Origin of the sequence: Paracoccus sp. (in: a-proteobacteria), from assembly GCF_030604785.1 — a bacterium.
Classification (GTDB): domain Bacteria; phylum Pseudomonadota; class Alphaproteobacteria; order Rhodobacterales; family Rhodobacteraceae; genus Paracoccus.
In genome coordinates, this window is sequence record NZ_JAUVVF010000082.1 from 1 (window position 1) to 2,945 (window position 2,945).

Consider the following 2,945-nt stretch of genomic DNA (forward strand, 5'->3'; position numbering starts at 1 on the left):
ACATCCCCCAGCACCGGATGGTCATGCACCGCCTGATGCGCATCGCCCCAGCGCCAGCTTTCCAGATTCGGCCCATAGCGTTCGGTCAGGCCGATCAGCGCCTCGTCCAGCGCGATCCGGGCGATATCCGTGCAGCTTTCCACCGCCGCCGACTGCAGCACGTCGCACCAGACGCCCGCGCCGCCCACATTGCGATAGACCCGCTCGATGAAGACCGGAGAGACATGGGTGAAACTGTCCGCCATCGCCCCGATCTCGTCCCGGATCAGCCGCTGCATCAGCGCCCGCAGCCAGGCCTCGGCGATCAGCGGCTCGGGCAGATGCTCGTTCATCTCGCCGTTCCATTCCGCCAGCAGGATCAGCGCCCGCTGCCGCAGCCGTTCCGGCGTGCCCTCCGGCGCCGCCTCGCCGGTGAACCACAGATCCGCCCCGATCAGCGGCAGCAGCGCCCGCGCCGTCGGGTTCACCGTGTCAAGCTGCGCCTCGATGAAGCTTTCGCGCGTGTGCACCTCGCGCGCCTTCATCAGCGTCAGCCAACGCTGGATCCGCTGCGTGTCGCCCCAGTCAAAGCTGACATGGTTCGGGAAGGGCCGGTCGACCGTCTTGTTGTTGGTATTGCCCAGAAGCCCCGACTCCGGGTTCACGAAACGCGGGTTCTCCTCATAGGGCAGCACGCCCGTGAACCCCGCCCGCGGGTCCGCGCCAAGGACCGGCAGCCGCCCCTGGCCCGGATTCCCCGGATCCCGCGCCGGCAGCGCCCCCACCACCTGCAGCGCGATCCCCTCGCCATCGGCCAGCGTCAGGTTCTGCGCGGGCGCGACGGCCAGCCGGCCCGCTTCCAGCGCCTCGGCCACCGTCCCCGCCCGCATCAGCCGCATCGCCGCCGTCATCGAGGTGTCCCCCGGCGCCAGCGCCGTCCAGGCCAGCGCCGCCACATGGCCGGGCGGCGTGATCGTCGCCAGATCGTAATGCGTCCCCGGCAGGATCGGCCCGTGCCGCGACCAGCGCAGCGTCAGCGTCACCGGCTCGGCATCCTTGACCGTGATGATCGACTGGCGGCTCTGGAACCGTGCCCAGCCGTCCGGGGTCCGGTATTCCTCGGTGTTCTCCGGGTTCACTTCCTCGATCAGCACGTCCTGATCGTCGACATAGGCCGTGGTCAGCCCCCAGCCCAGCCGCTCGCTGCGCCCGACCAGCACCACCGGCACGCCAGGGATCGTCGCGCCGATCACCCCGCCCGAGGCCAGCTCCAGCCGCGCCAGATACCACAGCGTCGGCGCCGTCAGCCCCAGATGCGGATCATTGGCCAGAAGGCTGCCCCCCGCCGCCGACCGTCCCGGCATCGCCGCCCAGGCGTTCGACGCCCCCGCCATCCCCGGATCCGCGACCGGCGACATCGGCCCCAGCGCGAAATCCACCGGCCGCGCCGAAGGCACGACCCCGGGCACCAGGCTGGAGAACTGGGGCAGGGCGGCCACGCCTTGCCCCGGATCGTCGGGCAGAAGATCCATCAGCCGCTCGGGCGACAGCAGCAGCGACACCCGCGCCCGCAGGATCTCCTTCTGCGCCGAGTCGGTCAGCTGCAAGGCCATGAGCTTCAGGATCGCGATCGAATCCGCCGGCGCCCAGGCCGAGATTTCGGGCGCGAACAGGAAGAACTCCGGCGCCCCGCGGCCCCGCGCGCCCTGGTTCACCTCGCCGATCCAGGCATTCACCCCGGCGGAATAGGCCTCAAGCGCCGCCAGCGTCTCGGGGTCCTGCGCCGCCACCGCATCCAGCGCCAGACCGTAAAGATCCAGCCGCCGCATCAACTCGTCGACCCGCACCGTGGGCTTGCCGAACAGCTCCGACAACCGCCCCTGAGCCGTCCGCCGCAGCATCGTCATCTGCCACAGCCGGTCCTGCGCATGGGCGAAGCCAAGGGCGAAGAACACGTCCCGGTCGCTCTCGCCGAAGATATGCGGCACATTGTCGTTGTTGCGCACGATCTCGACCGGGGCCGAGATGCCGCGCAGGGTGAAATCCTCGGAATAATCCACCAGCGAGCGCGACAGGATCCAGTAAGCCAGCAGCATCACGATCAGCCCCAGCACGATCGCTCCGGTCAAAAGGCGGATCAGCCAGCGGAAGGCGGTCAGCATGGGGGTCCTGTTCTTGACGTGACGGATTGGATCGGTTCCTAGTCCATCACCTTAGCAAGGGCAATGAGCGGGGAATCGGCATGGCAAAAGTTGCGTTTCTGGGCCTGGGGGTGATGGGCTTTCCGATGGCCGGGCATCTGGCGGCGAAGGGGCATGAGGTGACGGTCTACAACCGCACCGCCGCCAAGGCCGAGGGTTGGGCCTCCCAGCACAAGGGCCGCGCCGCCGCCACCCCGCGCGAGGCGGCGAAGGGCGCGGAATTCGTCTTCGCCTGCGTCGGCAATGACGATGACCTCCGCGCGGTCTGCACCGGCCCCGACGGGGCCTTCGCCGGCATGACGCCCGGCGCGATCTTCGTTGACCATACCACCGTCTCGGCCAAGGTGACGCGGAAGCTGGCCGCCCAGGCCACGGCGATGGGCCTTGCCTTCGTCGACGCGCCGGTTTCGGGCGGGCAGGCGGGGGCCGAGAACGGCCAGCTCTCGATCATGTGCGGCGGCGATCCGGCGGATTACGCCCGGGCCGAGCCGGTGATGGCCGCCTATGCCCGGATCTGCCGGCTCCTCGGTCCCTCGGGCGCGGGTCAGCTGGCGAAGATGGTGAACCAGATCTGCATCGCCGGGCTGATGCAGGGCCTGTCCGAGGCGCTGGCCTTCGGCCAGAAGGCCGGGCTTGATGGCGAGAAGGTGGTCGAGGTGATCTCCCAGGGCGCGGCGGGCTCCTGGCAGATGGTCAACCGGCACAAGACGATGCTGAAGGACGAGTTCGACTTCGGCTTCGCGGTGGACTGGATGCGCAAGGACC

2 protein-coding genes are annotated in these 2,945 nt (G+C 69.3%); one reads left to right on the plus strand and one right to left on the minus strand.

Annotation, left to right across the window (positions count from 1 at the left end; all coding sequences use genetic code 11):
* The coding region (locus QAR72_RS15590; RefSeq protein WP_304618294.1) for a penicillin acylase family protein at positions 1-2,141 on the minus strand (2,141 nt) is incomplete at its 3' end.
* Positions 2,142-2,221: 80 nt separating this feature from the next.
* On the opposite strand from QAR72_RS15590, the gene QAR72_RS15595 reads away from it, so the two are divergent.
* A partial coding sequence (locus QAR72_RS15595; RefSeq protein ID WP_304618295.1) for an NAD(P)-dependent oxidoreductase occupies positions 2,222-2,945 on the plus strand: 724 nt, incomplete at its 3' end.